This window comes from Gilliamella sp. B3482, from assembly GCF_026536805.1.
GTDB lineage: Bacteria > Pseudomonadota > Gammaproteobacteria > Enterobacterales > Orbaceae > Gilliamella > Gilliamella apicola_E.
On sequence record NZ_JAFNNL010000002.1, the window covers coordinates 198,173 to 212,942 of the forward strand.

Annotated in this window: 16 protein-coding genes and 1 riboswitch; of the genes, 3 read left to right on the forward strand and 13 right to left on the reverse strand. The window is 36.6% G+C overall.

Annotation, left to right across the window (positions count from 1 at the left end; translation table 11 throughout):
- The first annotated feature begins 316 nt into the window (after positions 1-316).
- Entirely contained in the window at positions 317-520 is a 204-nt protein-coding gene (locus tag J3U18_RS04120) for a heavy-metal-associated domain-containing protein (protein ID WP_267353009.1), read from the forward strand.
- 195 nt (positions 521-715) lie between these two features.
- Here J3U18_RS04120 and thiD read toward each other — a convergent pair whose 3' ends face one another.
- The 13 genes from thiD to J3U18_RS04185 form a co-directional block, all read right to left on the reverse strand.
- Positions 716-1,528 (reverse strand): bifunctional hydroxymethylpyrimidine kinase/phosphomethylpyrimidine kinase, encoded by an 813-nt coding sequence (gene thiD / locus J3U18_RS04125; RefSeq protein WP_267353010.1) that lies wholly within the window; start codon positions 1,526-1,528, stop codon positions 716-718.
- Between the two features lie 11 nt (positions 1,529-1,539).
- Positions 1,540-2,181 (reverse strand): thiamine phosphate synthase, encoded by a 642-nt coding sequence (gene thiE, locus J3U18_RS04130; RefSeq protein WP_267353011.1) that lies wholly within the window; start codon positions 2,179-2,181, stop codon positions 1,540-1,542.
- Entirely contained in the window at positions 2,181-2,966 is a 786-nt protein-coding gene (gene thiM / locus J3U18_RS04135) for a hydroxyethylthiazole kinase (RefSeq protein WP_267353012.1), read from the reverse strand. Before thiM ends, thiE begins: the two co-directional genes overlap by 1 nt.
- Before the next feature lie 52 nt (positions 2,967-3,018).
- Positions 3,019-3,120: riboswitch (TPP riboswitch) on the reverse strand.
- Positions 3,121-3,174: 54 nt separating this feature from the next.
- Positions 3,175-4,536, reverse strand: a complete 1,362-nt coding sequence (trkA, locus tag J3U18_RS04140) for a Trk system potassium transporter TrkA (RefSeq protein ID WP_065563580.1) — start codon at positions 4,534-4,536, stop codon at positions 3,175-3,177.
- A 114-nt stretch (positions 4,537-4,650) separates the two neighbouring features.
- Complete coding sequence (trpS, locus tag J3U18_RS04145) at positions 4,651-5,646, reverse strand: tryptophan--tRNA ligase (protein WP_065563579.1); 996 nt, start codon at positions 5,644-5,646, stop codon at positions 4,651-4,653.
- A gap of 23 nt (positions 5,647-5,669) precedes the next feature.
- A complete protein-coding gene (locus J3U18_RS04150; protein ID WP_267353013.1) occupies positions 5,670-6,365 on the reverse strand; it encodes a phosphoglycolate phosphatase in 696 nt (231 codons plus the stop codon).
- Positions 6,358-7,035: a ribulose-phosphate 3-epimerase gene (gene rpe / locus J3U18_RS04155; protein WP_267353014.1), complete on the reverse strand. Its 678-nt coding sequence runs from the start codon at positions 7,033-7,035 to the stop codon at positions 6,358-6,360. The genes J3U18_RS04150 and rpe overlap by 8 nt, the downstream gene beginning before the upstream one ends.
- A 39-nt stretch (positions 7,036-7,074) precedes the next feature.
- Positions 7,075-7,893, reverse strand: a complete 819-nt coding sequence (locus tag J3U18_RS04160) for a Dam family site-specific DNA-(adenine-N6)-methyltransferase (RefSeq protein WP_065563576.1) — start codon at positions 7,891-7,893, stop codon at positions 7,075-7,077.
- Positions 7,894-7,902: 9 nt separating this feature from the next.
- The gene (locus J3U18_RS04165) at positions 7,903-8,712 is read right to left on the reverse strand and encodes an SPOR domain-containing protein (RefSeq protein WP_065563575.1); all 810 of its coding nucleotides are present in this window, start codon (positions 8,710-8,712) and stop codon (positions 7,903-7,905) included.
- Positions 8,713-8,772: 60 nt separating this feature from the next.
- Positions 8,773-9,294 (reverse strand): shikimate kinase AroK, encoded by a 522-nt coding sequence (aroK, locus tag J3U18_RS04170; protein WP_065563574.1) that lies wholly within the window; start codon positions 9,292-9,294, stop codon positions 8,773-8,775.
- Between the two features lie 188 nt (positions 9,295-9,482).
- Complete coding sequence (gutQ, locus tag J3U18_RS04175) at positions 9,483-10,445, reverse strand: arabinose-5-phosphate isomerase GutQ (RefSeq protein WP_065563573.1); 963 nt, start codon at positions 10,443-10,445, stop codon at positions 9,483-9,485.
- A gap of 170 nt (positions 10,446-10,615) precedes the next feature.
- On the reverse strand, positions 10,616-11,239 hold the full coding sequence (locus tag J3U18_RS04180) for a LysE family transporter (protein WP_220225724.1): 624 nt from the start codon (positions 11,237-11,239) through the stop codon (positions 10,616-10,618).
- Positions 11,236-12,678 (reverse strand): LTA synthase family protein, encoded by a 1,443-nt coding sequence (locus J3U18_RS04185; protein ID WP_267353015.1) that lies wholly within the window; start codon positions 12,676-12,678, stop codon positions 11,236-11,238. The genes J3U18_RS04180 and J3U18_RS04185 overlap by 4 nt, the downstream gene beginning before the upstream one ends.
- A gap of 223 nt (positions 12,679-12,901) precedes the next feature.
- Between J3U18_RS04185 and J3U18_RS04190 the strand changes: the two genes are divergently transcribed.
- The gene (locus J3U18_RS04190) at positions 12,902-13,528 is read left to right on the forward strand and encodes a nitroreductase family protein (RefSeq protein WP_065563570.1); all 627 of its coding nucleotides are present in this window, start codon (positions 12,902-12,904) and stop codon (positions 13,526-13,528) included.
- An 11-nt stretch (positions 13,529-13,539) separates the two neighbouring features.
- Positions 13,540-14,727, forward strand: coding sequence for an FTR1 family iron permease (locus tag J3U18_RS04195; protein WP_267353016.1), 1,188 nt, complete (start codon positions 13,540-13,542; stop codon positions 14,725-14,727).
- The last annotated feature ends 43 nt before the right edge of the window (positions 14,728-14,770 follow it).

A 14,770-nucleotide genomic window follows, 5' to 3' on the forward strand; every position in this document is an offset into this window, starting at 1 on the left:
TAAATATACAATCTAATTTTGTATAAGTCGATTATTTCTGTTATTCAATTTTTATTCTTGAAGGATAACCTTTCTTATTTTTCTTGGCACGATGGTTTATTTGAGTATAAAGGAGCAGAAACGCTCAATCATTACGATTTATTAATAACAGATATCAATCTTATAAATTTTCATTATTCTGAGGTGTTTTTTTTGTAGGCTTATTGGCGTAATATAATCACTATACTTTATATGGCAGGCAAATTTATTTTAATTATAGATGTTCCAACGTTGCAACATAACTAGATGAATTATTAGATAACAAAAGGGGATAATGATGAAATTAGTCGTCGATAATATGAGTTGTCAACATTGTGTTAAAACCATTACTAAAGCAATTAATGATATTGATCCTAAAGCTAAAGTGACCGTTGATTTAGCGAAGCATGAGGTTGATATAGAAGGTGGTACTATCTCACAAGAAGCTGCAATTCAAGCCGTTAATCAAGCGGGGTTTGAGTTTGTGGGTATTTCGTATTAAGGCAATACTATTTACAATTTCTCATTTTAAACGATTAAGACAATCGCTTAAATACTAGATAATACAAATATCCAATAGCCTCTATTTTACTAGATAATGCACTAAAAAAGTTTTCATATACTTCATTGGCACGGATTGTCGATGAAGTATATAGCTATTGAAATTAGCGTTTGCCGAAATATCACATTTAACTTGCTAACTTTTTCCTGCGGTGTCCCACCATTGATAAAAATGGTGAGTAGGTCCAATTCCTTTACCAATTTTCAAATTATCTGCATTTTCAATGGCACCTTGTAGGTATTTTTTTGCTTGTTTAACGGCTTCTTCTAACTCATATTTTGGTAGTAATGCTGAAATAGCTGCCGATAATGTGCAACCTGTACCATGAGTGTTTTTAGTTTGGATACGTGGTGATGCCATTCTGATGATCTTTGTTGGCGTGATTAAATAATCCGGACTTTCTTGACTTGGCAAATGCCCTCCTTTCATTAATACTGCCTGACAGCCTAATTTGAGTAGCTCATAACCCTGTTGTTGCATTTCATCTTCGTTTTGTGCCTCATGACAATCAAGTAATGCTGCTGCTTCTGGAAGGTTAGGGGTGATGATGGTGGCTAATGGTAATAGCAATTCTCGAATAGCGGTAATGGCATCATTTCTCAATAAAGGATGCCCCCCTTTGGCTATCATTACCGTATCAAGAACAATATTGGCAATAGGATTATTGCTTAATAGATGATTAACCGTGGTTACAATCTCTTTATTCATCAGCATACCGATTTTAACGCTATCAATATGGATATCTTGATAAAGTGTGTTAAATTGAGCCTCAACAAATTCGGGTGGCACTGGGTATATGCTATTAACACCTTGTGTACTTTGTGCGGTTAAAGCAGTAATGACTGACATCCCATAAGCGCCAAGCGCTGAAAAGGCTTTTAAATCGGCCTGAATACCTGCACCGCCACTAGGATCGCTACCAGCTATAGTTAATGAAACTGTTGTCATGGTTTAATTTCCTACCTTGCTTGTCTTATTTTTCTAATCAAATCAGATGTGGCCTTAGCAATATCTCCTTGCCCGCAAATTGCGGATACAACGGCAATACCTTCAATGCCAGTTTGAATCACTTCAGTTAAATTGTTTACACCGATACCACCGATCGCAACGGTAGGGCATTGTTTTGCTTTAACAAGTTCAGTCAATTGGGCGATGCCTATTGCTTCTGCTGCATCTTTTTTGGTGGGGGTTGGATAGATAGGGCCAATACCTAGATAATCGACTAGTTGCCAAGGAACGCGCTCAAGTTGCGAATAATTAGAGACTGAAAGCCCTATCCATTTATCTTCTCCAATTAATCGTCGTGCAACTTCGACAGGTAGATCGCTTTGTCCAACATGAACACCATCGGCATCGACAGCTAAAGCTATATCAATATGATCATTAATCAATAGTGGAACTTGAGTGTCGATTAATACTTCTTTTAAAGCTTGGGCGGCTTTATACCAATTTCTACCTGAATATTCTTGTTCTGAACGTAATTGAACGGCAGTAACACCATTTTCAACTGCAAACTTAGTGGTATTAACCATACCATTTATGCCATCACAAAGTACTGGATCAAGTACTAAATAGAGTGTTAAATCAAGTTGCTTCTTCATCAAAAATCCTTATTTGTGGTGAAAAGAGAAAGTTGGTCAATAATTGACATAGCAAAAGTACCTAGCCCTTGCTGTTTATTAGCGAGTTCACCCGCTTTTTTCATCATAAAGCAGGCTGAAGCAGTAGCCTTTAAATGATCTTCAGAACTTGCAATCAATGCTGCCACAATCGCAGATAATGAACAACCAGTACCAGTTACTTGTGTTAGCGCGATATCACCCCCAACAATGCTATAAACCTGCTCACCATCTGTGACATAATCGGTCTCACCTGTTATTGCAACAATGGTTTGATATTTCTTGGCTAATAGCATTGCCGCATTTAATGCAGAATCAGTAGAATCCAGTCCATCAGGCCCTTTTGATGATGATTGTTGACCACTTAATGCTAGAATTTCTGAAGCATTTCCTCGAATAACTGTCGGTTTAAATGTTAATAATTGCTTAGCAATTTCAGTACGATATTTCAATGCTGCTCCAACTGCGACAGGATCTAATACCCAAGGAGTTTGATTAGCTTTTGCGGCGGCTAGTAACATGCTTTTAGCGCTATGACTATTGATCGTGCCAATATTAATTAACAAACCATTTGCAATGGCAACAAAGTTCTCAACTTCTTGCTCAGCTACCACCATCGCTGGTGAAGCCCCAATCGCCAAAAGAACGTTAGCAGTGTAATTTTGTACCACATCATTGGTAATACAATGGATTAAAGGTCGCTTCTGATGAACTTGCCCAATAAAAGGAATGGCATCCTGATTTGAAAATAATTTAATGACCGACATATTCTTTCCTTATCTAATAAATAATATTAAGGGAAGAATGTGTCAAAAGCGGTAATTAAGACAGAGACTTCCCTACGCTGGCATGATCCAGATCAGGTTCAACGGGTAAATTCTCAGTTTTTTGCTCTAACAAAAAACACCCCGAGTCTAAATAACAAATTTGGATAAAATTGAATCTATTATGAACTGAGTTTAAAAATTAAACAAGTTATTGTAATAATCTTTCTATATCACTAATGGCTCGTCTATCCGGTAAGAAAATTATTAAATGATCGCCATCTTCAATCATTAAATCCGTATTTACTATAATTACATCTTCACCACGAACCACGGCACCAATCGTAGCACCTGAAGGTAATTTTAAACTGTTAATATTTTTACCGACTAATTTTGAATTTTCCGCTTCACCACGAGCAACTACTTCGACAATTTCCGATTCACCTTGGCGTAATGAGACAACTTTAACTACCCCCGTTTGCCTAACATGGCTTAGTAGTTCTGAAATAGTGGCATGTTGTGGTGAAATCGCGATATCAATAACACTATCGTTAATCAATTCTAAGTAGGCTTGTCGCTGGATAAGAACGATGACTTTTTTTGCCCCCATTCTTTTTGCTAGCATAGATGACATAATATTGGCTTCATCATCGCTAGTGACCGCCACAAACAGATCGGTTAACTCGACTTGCTCTTGCGATAATAATTCTTGGTCTGATGATTCACCATGTAACACGGTGGTATTAACTAACTGCTCAGCTATTAATTCAGCTTTTTCTGCATTACGTTCAATCAACTTAACTTGATAATCATTCTCTAAACGTTTAGCTAAAGCAATGGCAACGCCACCACCACCGCTAATAATAATACGTTTATAAGGTTTTTCTAGCCTTTGTAGTTCACTGGTTACTGCTTTAATATTGAGGGGAGGGGTAATAAAATAAACCATGTCTCCAGCTTCAATTAAAGTCGAACCTATTGGGCGAATAAAACGATTTTGACGATAAATAGCAACAACACGTGCTTCGACATGTGGTAAATGCTCTTTAAGTTCGGATAGTTCGCTCCCCACTAACGCACCACCGTAATAAGCGGTTACAGCAACCAAACAGACACGATTATCATAAAACGAAGCAAACTGTAAAGCACCAGGATATTGAACTAATTGGCTAATATGATTTGTAATTAAGTTTTCAGGAGCAATAATATGATCGATGTTGATACAATCTTTATTGAAGAATGGGTATCTTTCATCGTTATATTCAGGAGCACGGATTCTAGCAACTTTTTGTGGAATATTAAACATCACATGCCCAATCTGACAAGCCATCATATTTACTTCATCAGAATTAGTAACGGCAACTAACATATCGGCTGATTCCGCGCCAGCACTCTCTAATACTTGTGGGTAAGATGATTTACCGCAAATGACTTGTAAATCAAAACGCTCTTGCAAAGATTGCAATTTATCATGATCTTCATCAACGACAGTCACATCGTTCTGCTTTTCAGTTACTAGATATTCAGCAAGTGCACTACCAGTTTGGCCTGCACCAAGAATGATAATTTTCATAATAAACCTATTATAATCAGAAGGCCTCAAGCTAACTCATTATTAGAACAATAGAGCTCATATCAATTAAAGCCGTTTGATATTGTTTAGTAATAATCGCAATCTTATTTTAGATTATACAAAACCGATTGCGTCATAAACCTTCTTCAACGTAGGCTCTGCTTTAGCGCGAGCTTTTTGGGCTCCTTCTTGCATAATTGAAAGAAGATAATTTTCATCATCTCGATATTGATGATATTTTGCTTGTAAACCGGTTAACATCTCGATAACTTGATTCGCCACCTCGGTTTTTAGATGACCATACATTTTGCCTTCAAACTCTTTTTCAAGTTCAGCAATTGGCTTACCTGTAATACCTGTCAAAATATCTAACAAATTTGAAACACCGGCTTTGTTTTTTGAATCATAACGTACAACAGGTGGTTCGTCTGAATCGGTCATTGCACGTTTAATCTTCTTCTCGACATCTTTCGGATTCTCAAGTAAACCAATAACATTGTTACGATTCTCATCTGATTTAGACATCTTTTTGGTTGGATCTTGTAAAGACATCACACGAGCACCTACTTTAGAAATAAACGGTTCAGGAACAGTAAAAATATCGCCATAAAGTGCATTAAAACGCATAGCGATATCACGTGATAACTCGAGATGTTGTTTCTGGTCATCACCTACAGGAACTAAATTAGCTTGATATAACAAAATATCAGCAGCCATTAATACTGGATAATCAAATAGCCCGGCGTTAATATTTTCAGAGTGACGAGATGACTTATCTTTAAACTGCGTCATACGGCTCAGTTCACCAAAATAAGTATAACAGTTCAACGCCCAACCTAATTCAGCGTGAGCTGGTACTTGTGATTGAACAAAAATAGTACTTTTTTGTGGATCGATACCACACGCCAAATAAAGCGCTAACGTATCAAGTGTTGCTTTTCGCAACTTATTAGGATCTTGACGGACCGTGATCGCATGTTGATTGACAATACAATAAACGCAATCATATTCATTTTGCAAAGACACCCAATTCTTCAAAGCCCCTAAATAGTTGCCTAATGTTAGTTCTCCTGATGGCTGAGCGCCACTAAATACAATTGGTTTACTCATAATTTATTCCTAATTTATACTCATTATTTTTTTGCATCAGCCTTTGGCTGAGGTAATAAGGTTAATATATCTTTAAAATCATCAAATAAAAAATCAGGCTTGCTAGATGCAATCGACACCCCATAATTATAACCATAACTTAACGCCACTGTTGAGCAATTAGCATTTTTAGCAGCAGTAATATCATTCTTTGAATCACCAACAAACAGCAACTGATCACTAAACAATCCAAAGGTTGCCATGACTTGATAAAGTGGGGCAGGGTGTGGTTTCAACTTAATCACATCACCACCACCAAGTACCAATGAAAAGTATTCTTTAATACCTAATGACGTCAATAGAGCAGGTAAAAATTGTGCAGGTTTATTGGTAACTAAAGCTAAGGGATAATGATTTTCATAAAGCGTTTTTAAGGTTTCTTTAACATGCGGGAATAGCGTTGTTTGCTCATCCATAACCTTATCATAATGATGATTAAACAACTGTTTCGCTTTATTGAAATCCTCTTTAGACGGATTGCGGCCAATCACGTTGAACACGCGTTCGAGCATGACATCAATGCCATTACCGACCATGTTTTTTACTTGCTCATTAGTAACGGTGGGTAACTCCAAATCTGCTAACATCTTTTGTGCAGCTAAGGCAAGGTCAGGCACACTATCGACTAAAGTTCCATCTAAATCGAAAGCAATAGCTTGAATATCATTTAACTTAGCCATGGTTAACACCTTCTAATTCTTTACGCATTGCATCAATTACGGCTTTATAATCCGGTTGACCAAATATTGCCGAACCAGCAACAAACATATCAGCACCCGCTCTGGCAATTTCAGCGATATTATCAACTTTAACACCACCATCAATTTCTAAACGAATCTTTCTGCCAGACTCAATAATGCGCTGTTTAACTTGTTGTAATTTTTTTAGTGTACTTGGTATAAATGATTGTCCACCAAAACCTGGATTAACGCTCATTAATAAAATAATGTCGACCTTATCCATCACATAATCTAAATAATCTAACGGCGTTGCAGGATTAAGTACAATTCCCGCACTGCAACCATGATCTTTAATTAATTGCAAAGAACGGTCAAGGTGAATAGTTGCTTCAGGGTGAATAGAGATATTAGTTGCGCCAGCTTTGGCAAATGAGGTAATTAAATCTTCAACAGGCGAAACCATCAAATGAACATCAATCGGAGCCTTAATACCATAATCACGAAGAGCCTTACAAAACATACTACCCATCGTCAAATTTGGTACAAAATGGTTATCCATTACATCAAAATGGACAACATCGGCACCAGCGTCTAATATTTTCTGCGTATCTTCTCCAAGTCGAGCAAAATCAGCGGATAATATTGATGGTGCAATAATAAACTCTTTCATAACATACCTCTACTAATAAAACCTTATACATAAAATAGGTTATTTTTGGTACAAGGCTAATATTTCATCAATTTTTTTGCGTCCTTCGCCAGCACAGCTAATTGAGCGTCGCATTTCTGCACGGTAAAGATGGCGCGCTTTACTATATAACGTTCTGGTATACTCTGTATCGTGATTTGATAGTAGTACAGGAATATTTTTTTTATAAGCAATTTTTTCTGCTAATTGTGACAATCGCTTATGTTCTTCAAAACCAAAATTATTGGAATAATAAGCCGTAAAACCGATAGATTCATTTGGAGAAAGATAAGGCGGATCACAATAAATGACAGAATTGCGTTTTGCCATTTTCATTGCTTCATGATAAGGAGTACAGATAAACTCAGCTTTTTGTGCTTTTTGAGCAAAATAGTAGAGCTCCTTCTCAGGAAAATAGATAGTTTTGTAACGTCCAAAAGGTACATTAAAAAGCCCGCTATTATTATAGCGACATAAACCGTTATAACAGTGGCGATTCAAATAGACAAACAAAAGCGATCGTAGATATTGATCTTTACTATAATTAAAGACATCTCGTAGCTGATAAAAAGCCTCAGCTTGATTATTCTGATGATTAAATAATAGCTTAAGATCATTAATAAACTTATCAGGATTGGATTGTAATAACCTAAATAACGCAATTAGATCATGATTGATATCAGCTAAAATATAACTTTTAAAGTTTGTGTTTAAAAAAACAGAACCAGCGCCTACAAAGGGCTCAATGAGTTGGTCCCCTTCTGGTAGATATTGTTTAATTGTGTCCACAAGCTCATATTTTCCTCCAGCCCATTTTAAAAAGGCTCGTTGCTTCTTCAACGGAAACTCCTATTTTGCTGATTTTTCTTTATTAATTGTTTCACCAGATTTAATCCAAGGCTTATCTTTTTGTAGTGCACTTGGTAAAGATTTGATCGCTTTTCTGGCTTCGTCAGCAGAATCATATGTACCTTTAACTAATATATACCATTTAACATTATTTCGTTTGGTTTCATAAATTTGGTAATTAGTGAGATTATGTTCTTTAACCAATCTTTTCAAACCATCAACTGAACTAGAAGAACTAAGTTGAATTGAAAACTGATCATTCTTAATTTTGGCAATCGAAGTTGAATTATTACCTGTTATTACACTATTATTTGAGTTAGAAACAGTAGGATTGCCTCTATCTGGATTTATTGGTTTATTTAAATTAGTTGATGAACCACTAGTATTTTGAGTTGTACTGTTACCCGTTGGTTGCAGCTCTGGTCTAGAACCCGATGTTGACTGTGTTGATGCTGGAGGTTGACTAACCCCATTATCGTGCTCATTAACATTACTATTAATTGGGGCTGGTGGCACAGGTGCAGAATTTTGTTGACCTTGCGCTAACGCCCCACTATCGCCACTGATTGTTGAATCAGGCGTTTGCGTCGACGAAACACCATTGACTTCAGGAGGAGTCAGTATGGTTGTTTTTTTTGAAGGACGAGATATCACAAAGCAAACCAACAAGACAATAATAGCTAAAGCTAATCCCATAATAATCAATTTTTTCTTCGAATAATGCTGAAAAAAAGTTGATATACTAAAAGAAGGCGTAGAAGACTTACTTGATTGTTCTGGTATATAACGATCATCTTTATCTACACGCATATTAACTCCTTTCAAATGGTTTATTGCCTCATGGCCAGCCGAATTTAAAAAATTGAAATTTTAAATTTGTTCTATTTTTTCAATAATATATCCAGCAACACCTTTGGCACTTTGCTCATCAGTTTTAATCGTAATATCAGCGATCTCTTCGTAAAGTGGATCACGCTCTTCGGCTAATTCTTCGTAAAGTTCACGGGGAGTATTGCCACCTTGTAATAAAGGACGACGCTTATCTTTCTGGGTTCTTGCCATCTGTTTTTCTATTGTAGTTTCTAAATAAACTACAATACCGCGAGCTGATAAACGGTTACGTGTCTCTTTAGATAAAATCGAACCACCACCAGTAGCAAGAACTATACCTTGTTTTTCAGTCAACTCATTAATGACTTTCTCTTCTCTGGCTCGGAATCCGTCTTCACCTTCTAAGTCAAAAATCCATGCAATATCAGCACCTGTACGTTTCTCGATCTCTTGGTCAGAATCAAAAAATTCCATACCTAACTGTTGTGCAATTTGTCGGCCTATTGTGCTTTTTCCTGCCCCCATAGGGCCAATTAGAAAGATATTTCGCTTTTCTGCCATTGTAGTTTCATCATCTATTAATTTTGGTTAAAATTTACAACACAATATCAATTTATAATGACTTAAATAACTCATCATTTCGGTATTGAATTGTGTAACTTACTTGGATCTCCGTCTAACGACAAAAATTTAGGTCGGTAATTATCTCAATAGATAGCCCCATTTTGCAACAGGTATTTATTAATCGATTAACTAATACCTGCTTGATGCAGATCATGAATATTCAGCGCACCAACCAATTCGCCGTGATTATTTACCACAGGTGCAGCAGTAATATTATGATCATTAAATGATTTTAAAGCTTCGACCGCTTTCCAAGTTTCAGGTATTTGATGTCCTGGACTTGTCATTACATCGACAATATTATCTTGTAATGTACCATGTTTTAGTAGCAAACGGCGTAAATCGCCATCTGTAAAAACGCCAACTATTTTATTATCATCTTGGCATATTGCAACTAACCCCACACCAGTACGACTTAATTCTAACATGGCATCAAGTACTGTTGCTGATTGTGGTACTCTAGGAATTAAATCACCCTTACGCATAATATCTTTTACATGATTTAATAGTTTAGCGCCTAAACTGCCAGCTGGATGTGAACGAGCAAAATCTTCTTCCTTAAATCCACGAGCTCGCATAACGGCAATTGCCAGCGCATCGCCCATCATTAACGTATTAGTTGAGCTTGAGGTTGGAGCTAATCCCATTGGACACGCTTCCTTTTCGATTGAAATGTCCAGCACTGCTTGCGCAGCTAATGCTAATGGGGAATCAAGTCCACCTGTTATGGCAATAACTGGAATATTCATTGCTGCAAGAATGGGTAAAATAAATTGAAATTCCTTAGCTCGTCCTGAATAAGAAATCAAAATCACGACATCATTCTCGGTCACCATTCCTAAATCACCGTGTAATGCTTCAGATGGATGCATAAAAAATGCTGGGCTACCAGTACTGGCTAATGATGCTGCGATCTTTTTACCAATATGACCAGATTTACCAATGCCTGACACTACAACTTTGCCTTTTGTTGACAAAATTAACTGACAAGCCTTAACAAAACTCTCACCAAGCCGAGCTGGCAGCTTCTGTGCCTCATGAAGCTCAAGTTCAAGTAATTCTCGACCATATTGTAATAATTTGTCCATTTTTAGCCACTCATCAAATTAAAACTAAAAAATATATATTGATTAAATTATTAATAGTCTAGCAATTAACTATTCAATATTCAAAAGCCTTTTAGAATAAAAAGATAAGAAATAATTGAGGAGCGCACTTTTTGGAATAAAAAATGTTGAGGAACGGGGTTTTTAAAGCTTTAGAATCCTAATCCAACTTTAACTCCAAGCACGATTAATATCACGCCTAACAACTTATCAATAATCACCTGTAACTTAAAATAACGACGTTGGACAATTTGGGTTTGGAAGACGAATACTACCATCGGCCACCAAATTGCAGCTTCAAGCCAGATTATAAAAGCAACTACCAGTTTATCTACCATCGTTGAGCTGGCATTAAGTAGTTGAGTAAAGATAGCTAGAAAAAACAGCGTGGCTTTTGGATTAAGTAAATTACATAATAGCCCTTGCATAAACGCAGATTTGGCTGTGACATCCAGTTCCTGCGTTTGTTTGGAAACATAGGCGGTGCCACTGCTTTTGGCTAGTAACGCTTTAACGCCAATCCATAACAAATAAGCGGCACCGGCATAACGTAATGCATTATAGAGCCAAGGGGTGGCGGTGATTAATACAGCAATGCCTGCCACACAGTAACTCATATGAATGGCGATAGCACTAATTACTCCTAAGCAGGTCATTAATGCTATTTTTCGGTTATAGCTTAAACTATTTTTTAAGACCAGAAAAAAATCTGGCCCGGGTGATATCATGCCTAAACAACTAATGGTTATGACCAAAATTAAGGTATCGACTGTCATTTTTGCTCTTGTGCTGCATTGTTTAACGTGGCGATGTTTGATTTATGTTGTTCGATAAATTGCTTTTTATCGAAATTTTCACCAATTAAGTAATCAGTTAAGAATTTTGCATTCGTTTTAATTTGTGCACCATTCAAAATCATTCTTGGTAAGTCGATTTGGTAAATGGTTTGGTTGGATGATTTTTGTAAATCATCACTATTCGCATTGGTTAATAAGTACAATTTGCGTTCTTTTTCCGACAATTTTTTAACGGTTTCGGTACCCGCACCCATCATTAAATGGTCAGGGAAGATATAAAATACGGTATTGTCTAGTAAACCTTGCTCTTTTAGGTGGTTAATAAATTGCCCTAAATTGTAATCGAGAGATGCGGCTACAAAAGACATGTTGTCATGCTTTGGACTAATAACAGAGGTCATGCGTTCATCGTTAAAGCCATTTGGTGCATGGGTTGAGACGGTCGAAACAAATAGCGCAAATGGTTTGTCATTATTTTTCATCTCTTGTATTTGCTGTTCGGCGATGTCTAATATATCTTTATCATATAACCCAAATGGCGCATTTGGGTATTTGCCTGGATAGTTTTTTTCAGATACCACTTGTATTCCAACTACTTCTGCTGTGTGGCCAATGCTCGCAAATTCAGGACCAGCCATAACGTAACGAGTTTGGTAGCCTGCTTGTTTTAACACATCGCCTAATGTGACTAATTTAGTCGAGTTAGCGTTTTTTAAAGGTGATGTTGAATGTTCACCAATTAAAAATGGTACACCGGTCATATAAGTGTACATTGAGGCGGTTGTCCAGGTACTACCTGCACTCATTGGCATATTTGGATAAAAGGTATATTGTTGCTTTAGCTGTCTTAAATTAGGCGTAATATCAGCAAAATCTAAAAATCCTTGCTCGAAAGATTCTAACGATAACACAATAATATTTTTGCCTTTTTGACTGTTTAACTGTGATTTTGCAACATAATCATTCATATTGAGCGTTTGTAATGCCTGTTCAAAGGTTGCTTTTGGCGCACAGGTGACTTGATAGATTTCATAGAGGCGACTAATTGGACCATTATGATAACTAATTGAAGCAATTGCGATGACAGCAAACGATAAGCGCCATAACAATCGGCATTTATTGCGAAATAAGTTGGCTAATTTACTAATTATAAAAACTAATCCTAAAAAGACTACAATCACTAATACAGCCTGTAACTTGAAGATAAATAATCCTTCAATAATGTCATTCACATTTAAATTCACGTAAAACTGATAATCAATAAATCCACCACTAAAATAGATAGAGGTGAGTTCCATAACAATGATGACGGTCATTAAGACAATAGTGAGCAGTTGCCATTTTTTTTGTTTAAAAAAAGAAGCTAAGGTAATAGTTAAGATAAAAAGTGGTAATACGATTAAAGTCGAAAACGGCATAGTTAATGATACTCAGATTTTCTTAAAACGGGAATATTGCATCAGTATATACGTTTTAATCAGAAAAATAAAAATCGTAGATTGCAAGGTAATATTAATGCGTTGATTTTATTATATGTAACAAGCTTAATGATAATTATTATTGTTTGTTGTTGATAATTGAAAGCATTAGCAATAAGATAGCAACAATTATTTTATTTCCTAAAGCTGAAAGGTTTATGCTATGTTGTTACGTAGATTTGCCATTGTTTTGCTATTATCTTGTTTTTCCTATAGCTATGCTGATGTCACTTTACCGGCCCCACAAAAGAAAGAGGGGATGGGATTATTTGATAGTCTTAAAAAGCGTGCTTCAACGCCGGGTGGAGGATTTCCAACAGGTATGGTGTCTGACGATGAGCTTTCAAGTGTACTTTGGGCAGCCAGTGGCTTAAATCGAGGTAAAAATGGTTGGACAGTACCAATGGCAAGTGGTAAACCGCCTTATGTTCGCCTGTATGTTGCAAGTGAAAAGGGAACCTTTATATACGAGTGGGAAGGGCACTATCTTCGTGAGATCAATAATCAAGATATTCGTGGCGACATCGGTAAACAAAGTTTTACTAAACGTGCACCTTATATTTTTATTTTTGTGTCTGATGGTGACAATCTTAAAGATTATGATACCCAACAAGCCAATGATTTTAGTCAAATTGCTGTTGGCGCAATGAGCCAAAATGTTTATTTGTCGGCGACAGCATTAAAACTCAGCACACGTTATATCCATTCAATCAATCCTGAATTTATTAGTCAATCATTACAATTGCCAGAAAACAGCAAACCAATAGGGATTATGTTGTTAGGAAAATAAAGGAGTAGGAAGTGAAAAGGTATTTAACTTTAGTTGTTCTACTAATTGCAAGTTTAGCTGTTTTTAGTTCCCCTTCTTATGCAGCCGAAAAGAAATATGAAAGCTGGAATGCAATTATTGATGAGATGGATATCATTTTGAATGATGCCTACAACATCTATTTTATGAAAGACGTCGAAGGTGCTAAAGCCCGTGTTAACAATGCTTACTTTGGATTTTACGAAAAGCATGGCGTTGAGCGCGCAGTGATGTCTTATATTTCAGGTAAGCGCGGTACTGATACTGAATACCAGTTTGCAAAAATTAAACGATTAATGACACAAAATGCGCCGAATAAAACAGTGCGAGCAGAAATTGACGTTATTTTAAAAATGCTCCATGAAGATGCCAATGAGTTAGATGGTAAAAAAGAGAGTGGTTGGAGTGTCTTTTTGGCGTCGTTTATCATCATTTTCCGTGAAGGGTTAGAAGCGATATTGGTTATCGCGGCTATCTCTGCCTATCTTGTTCGCTCAAATAATAAACCGATGCTTAAAGTCGTTTATCTTAGCAGTTTTTTTGCGGTGTTCGCTAGTATTTTAGCGGCGATAGCGTTACATACAATTGTGGGATTAAGTGGTGCCAACCAAGAAATTATGGAAGGTTGCGCCATGTTATTGGCAACGGTAATGCTGTTCTTTATTAGTAATTGGATGCTGTCCAAGTCAGAATCCATAGCATGGAAAAACTATGTGGAAGGTAAGGTCCAAAATGCGGTTTCTACAGGCAGTAGTTTTGCTTTAGGATTTGCTGCCTTTTTAGCCGTATTTCGTGAAGGCGCAGAAACTATCATCTTCTATCAAGCCATGTTAGCAGATGCTAATGAGCATATGGATATGGTGTGGTATGGTTTGGGCGTGGGAATGATTGTATTAGCGTTTGTGTTTGTTATTATTCGCTTTGGTACGGTTAAATTGCCACTTAAACCGTTCTTTATTTGTACCAGTGCCTTAATGTATCTGATGGCGATTGCGTTTGCTGGTGGTGGTGTAAAAGAGTTGCAAGAAGCTGATATTATTCAGGTTACACCGATCGATTTTGTTCATTCGGTTGAGATATTGGGTATCTATCCAACAGTTGAAACATTACTACCACAGTTGTTCATGGTAGTGGCAGTGATAGGGTCGATTATCTATTCCACAAAATATAAAAAGAAATAATTAATATAAAACATTAAAAACGATTAATGATTAGTGATAAATC

What these genes read in the sequence shown, in the direction of transcription:
- thiD (WP_267353010.1), bottom strand. Translation starts at nt 1,528, where the DNA reads ATGACAACAGTTTCATTAACTATAGCTGGTAGCGATCCTAGTGGCGGT.
- gutQ (WP_065563573.1), bottom strand. Translation starts at nt 10,445, where the DNA reads ATGGACAAATTATTACAATATGGTCGAGAATTACTTGAACTTGAGCTT.
- J3U18_RS04190 (WP_065563570.1), top strand. Translation starts at nt 12,902, where the DNA reads ATGTTGTTACGTAGATTTGCCATTGTTTTGCTATTATCTTGTTTTTCC.
- rpe (WP_267353014.1), bottom strand. Translation starts at nt 7,035, where the DNA reads ATGAAAGAGTTTATTATTGCACCATCAATATTATCCGCTGATTTTGCT.
- J3U18_RS04150 (WP_267353013.1), bottom strand. Translation starts at nt 6,365, where the DNA reads ATGGCTAAGTTAAATGATATTCAAGCTATTGCTTTCGATTTAGATGGA.
- J3U18_RS04165 (WP_065563575.1), bottom strand. Translation starts at nt 8,712, where the DNA reads ATGCGTGTAGATAAAGATGATCGTTATATACCAGAACAATCAAGTAAG.
- trkA (WP_065563580.1), bottom strand. Translation starts at nt 4,536, where the DNA reads ATGAAAATTATCATTCTTGGTGCAGGCCAAACTGGTAGTGCACTTGCT.
- aroK (WP_065563574.1), bottom strand. Translation starts at nt 9,294, where the DNA reads ATGGCAGAAAAGCGAAATATCTTTCTAATTGGCCCTATGGGGGCAGGA.
- thiE (WP_267353011.1), bottom strand. Translation starts at nt 2,181, where the DNA reads ATGAAGAAGCAACTTGATTTAACACTCTATTTAGTACTTGATCCAGTA.
- trpS (WP_065563579.1), bottom strand. Translation starts at nt 5,646, where the DNA reads ATGAGTAAACCAATTGTATTTAGTGGCGCTCAGCCATCAGGAGAACTA.
- J3U18_RS04185 (WP_267353015.1), bottom strand. Translation starts at nt 12,678, where the DNA reads ATGCCGTTTTCGACTTTAATCGTATTACCACTTTTTATCTTAACTATT.
- J3U18_RS04120 (WP_267353009.1), top strand. Translation starts at nt 317, where the DNA reads ATGAAATTAGTCGTCGATAATATGAGTTGTCAACATTGTGTTAAAACC.
- thiM (WP_267353012.1), bottom strand. Translation starts at nt 2,966, where the DNA reads ATGTCGGTCATTAAATTATTTTCAAATCAGGATGCCATTCCTTTTATT.
- J3U18_RS04180 (WP_220225724.1), bottom strand. Translation starts at nt 11,239, where the DNA reads ATGACAGTCGATACCTTAATTTTGGTCATAACCATTAGTTGTTTAGGC.